Origin of the sequence: Mesorhizobium sp. M4B.F.Ca.ET.089.01.1.1, from assembly GCF_004022605.1 — a bacterium.
Lineage (GTDB): Bacteria > Pseudomonadota > Alphaproteobacteria > Rhizobiales > Rhizobiaceae > Mesorhizobium > Mesorhizobium abyssinicae.
Genome location: NZ_RZOS01000558.1, coordinates 1 through 3,300 on the forward strand (window position 1 = coordinate 1; position 3,300 = coordinate 3,300).

The 3,300-nt window shown below is 63.8% G+C and carries 2 protein-coding genes; both read left to right on the forward strand.

The genetic code is table 11. The features are described 5' to 3' along the window. Positions 1 to 493 precede the first annotated feature (493 nt). Positions 494 to 3,043 (forward strand): caspase family protein, encoded by a 2,550-nt coding sequence (locus tag EN780_RS30540; protein ID WP_128276145.1) that lies wholly within the window; start codon positions 494 to 496, stop codon positions 3,041 to 3,043. A 29-nt stretch (positions 3,044 to 3,072) separates the two neighbouring features. Beyond that, positions 3,073 to 3,300, forward strand: a 228-nt coding sequence (locus tag EN780_RS30545; RefSeq protein WP_128276146.1) for a hypothetical protein, incomplete at its 3' end; no start/stop codon positions are given.

Here is a 3,300-nt window from a genome sequence, read left to right on the forward strand (position 1 = left end):
CCTGTCTTCCGAGCTTACCAAAAACTCCAACGCTCGCAGGAGTTGCCCTCGGATTGTTTGCCGAACCTCGTCTTCCCCCCGAAGCCCCGTCGGCAGGCAAGGCGGACCCGGTGTCCCCCAGGTCCGCCTTTTTCGGGGCCAGCCTCAGCCAAATCAGGAATTTGAACTCGCCGCCTGGGGCGGCAGTGCGGCCGGTCAGACAATGTGCTGGCGCTGTTCCCGCGCCGCCGCGCCCCGTATCCGGAATGCGGCGTTTGAACTGGCTGAAGGCCGACTAAGGCGCTTGGCAAGCCGCAGCGGCAAGCCGGCTCAAATCATTGCGGAAGTTCCGCCGCTAGGGTAATTTAGAAACCGATTGGATGAGGAATACGCCCGCATTCGCCATGGCGCCTGCCTCAGCCCCTGTTTCGGCAGATTGTGAACTCTTTAACAGACCCCGGCACCGCAAGCTGCGTTCTTGTGGTCGACAGGTCATAGCAGTTAAGGATTTGCCATGCTGCGATGCTGCGCGTTCATTGCAGCCCTGATCCTCGTGGGCCTCGCGACGCTGGATGCCCGCGCCGATCGGAGGGTTGCCCTTGTGATCGGCAATTCCGAATATCGGGACATCCCGGCGCTCAAGAATCCCGACAAGGATGCCGAGGATGTGTCGAACACGTTTCGGCAGGCCGGCTTCGACGTGTTCGTCGCCAAGGACCTCACCAAAATCGAGTTCGAGAAGCAATTTCGCAACTATCTGGCCGCAGCCGACGGCGCCGAATTGGCGGTCGTCTACTATTCCGGCCACGGCTTCCAGATCGGCGGCGAGAATTTCCTGATCCCGGTCGATGCCTCGCTGAAGAAAGCGGCCGACATCGAGGTCCAGGCCATCAAGCTCAACGATGTGCTCGAGCAGATGCGTTCGAAATCGAAGATCCAGGTGATCATCCTCGATGCCTGCCGCAACAACCCGTTCCCGCGCAAGGACTACTGGCTGAGGGATCAGCTGATCACCGCCGGCAATGCAGGCCTCGCGCAGGTCAAGAGCTCGCTGAACACGCTGATTGCCTTCGCGACGGAACCGGGGGCGGTCGCCTATGACGGAACCGGCGACCTCAGCCCCTTCTCGTCGGCATTTTCGCGGCGCGCGCTGGCGCCGAACCAGGAGATACGCACCGTGATGGCGGCTGTGCGCCGCGATGTGGTCCAGGCGACCGAAGGCAAGCAGGTGCCCTGGGAAAATTCCTCGCTGATCGATGAGGTCGTGCTGATGCGCCGCGCCACCCGGCCTTCGCTGCCGCCGGTGCTGGAGAAGGTCGTGCCGTCGGGGATCGGCCCGGTTGCCCTCGATTTGCCGGCGCCCGTCGACGTCGATGGTGGAACGGTCACGGTCAGCATCGAAAGACCGCCTGCGCTCGGACAACTGACACTGGACGGCAAGCCTGTCGAGGTGGGCCAGCCGATCCAGGGCAAGGACCTGCCGCGCCTGAAGATGGATGTACCCAAGGGAGCGGTTGCCCAGGAAGAAGTTGATATGCTGGCCTACGCCACCCACGACGACTGGGGCGGTGAAGCCCAGGGCATCATGGTGTTCCGGGTCAAGAGCGGCGAGGGCGCCGAGGGCGAACAGGTTGTGGCCTCGCTCGAGGCCGAGCAAAAGCAGCAGACGCTGGAACGGGGCATCCACATCACCGGTGCCGCCGAGGCGATCGAGAATAGCGACGTTGCCGTTCCCGTCGGCGTCGGCCCGGTTGCGCTGAAGCTGGACCTGCCGACGAAGGACCCGGCGGTCAGCCTGAAAGTCGCGAGTTATCCGGCAACGGGAACGCTATCGCTGCCTGACCGAACACTGACGCCCGACTCAAGCCTGATGGTCGGCGAAGTCGAGCACCTGCGGTACGAACCCCAGATCGGCACCGTCAAACCGCTGGTGGTCGGCTTCGAAATCCGGGCGGACAACAATGCGCCCAAGCCCGCCACCATGAAACTCTCGCCCAGTGTCGATCCTTGCGATACGGCCGCCGGCGAGCCTCTCGACCTGCAGGGCGTGGTCCCCGGACTGCTGCCGAACGAGATCGGCGCCAGTGCCGTGGACGTCTGCGAGGCCGCGGTGAAGGCTTACCCGGATGTGCCCCGCTTCCGCTATGAACTCGGGCGCGCGCTGCTTGCCGCCGGCAAGGTCGAGGAGGCGAGGACAGCCATCGAGGAGGCCGCGAAGAAGGGACATGTCCGCGCCGTGTTCGAGCTCGGCTACCTGCACGCGACCGGGACTGGGACGCCGCAAGACCGCACGCAGGCCAACTCCCTCTACAAGGCCGCGGCCGACAAGGGTGATCCCTACGGCATGACATCCTGGGGCCGCGCCCTGTTCAACGGCTACGGCGTCAAGGCCGATACCGCAAAGGGGCTGGACCTGCTGCTCAAGGCGGCGGCGATGGGACACACCTACGCCATGAACGATCTCGCCGCGATCTTCACCGAGGGCCGCAACGGCGTGACCGCCGACCCGGCCCGCGCTGTCGCCTTCCTTCAGGCCGGCGTGCAGCGGCAGGACATGTATTCGATGAACCTTCTCGGCCGGAACTATCTCAGCGGCCAGGGCATCGAGAAGGATCCAAAGATGGCGCTGACGCTGTTTCAGAAGGCCATCGATCTTGGCCAGCCCTATGCCCCAGCCAGCCTTGGACGCATGTACCGGGACGGCGTTGGCGTGGAGCAGGACCTCGCCGAAGCGCAAAGACTGTTCGAGCTGGCGACCATGCGCGGCGATCAGTCCGGCGCCTACGATCGCGCGGCTCTCGAAATGCAAAAGGGCGACAAGGCGGATCAGGCCGTTGCTGCGCGTTTCCTTGCCTTCGCGGCTGCGCTCGATCTTCGCAAGGAGCTTCCGGGGGCCAGAAAGACGCTGGCAAAATTCGGAGCCAAGCCGAAAACGGCCGCGTTGCAGCAGTTGCAGCAGGAGCTCAAGTCGAAGATCCCCGCGACTGGTTCGCTGGACGCCCAGCTGATCAACGCGGCCAGAGGGGTGTGGGAAGAAGCCAATCCGCGCAGGGACCTTTTCTGATCAACCGGGAGGCAATGGTGGGCAGGACATTGAAGGAAGCAATCACCGCAACAACGCTATCCGGCGTCGTGGCGACTCTCATGGGCTGCACCTCGATGATGCCCAAGGCCGAGCCGACGCCGGTGGCGGCGAAGCCGCAGCAAAAGGTCGTGCAGACGACCCCTCAGACGACGGTCGTCAAACAGAAGAAGGTGACCGCCAAGAAAGTGGTAAAGCCGGTTGAGGAAACCACCCCTGTGGTCGTTCCGCCCTTGGGC

What these genes read in the sequence shown, in the direction of transcription:
- EN780_RS30540 (WP_128276145.1), top strand. Translation starts at nt 494, where the DNA reads ATGCTGCGATGCTGCGCGTTCATTGCAGCCCTGATCCTCGTGGGCCTC.